The 240-nt window shown below is 48.3% G+C and carries 1 pseudogene; it reads right to left on the reverse strand.

The annotated features are described in order from the left end of the window. Nucleotides 1-194, reverse strand: a pseudogene (locus AC0IZJ_RS28705) (polyamine export protein PaeA); the annotation flags it as partial. Between the last annotated feature and the right edge of the window lie 46 nt (nt 195-240).

Consider the following 240-nt stretch of genomic DNA (forward strand, 5'->3'; position numbering starts at 1 on the left):
GTTAAATCCGCAAACAGGATAAACATGCCAGTCACTAACGAGAAAGAGAGAATAAAGCTCAGTTGCTCAGAGAGCTCTGCCGACATATAGCGGGAGAACAGGCTGTGAAAAGCTGGAGAAAATGCCGCATCACCGACGATACCGCCGAGAATCGCCACTGCGTTCAGACCGATTTGGACCACGGTAAAGAACATGCCGGGATTTTCCTGCATATTCAGAACGCGTTGGGCATTTATATTG

It is taken from the genome of Roseateles sp. AC306 (assembly GCF_979253795.1).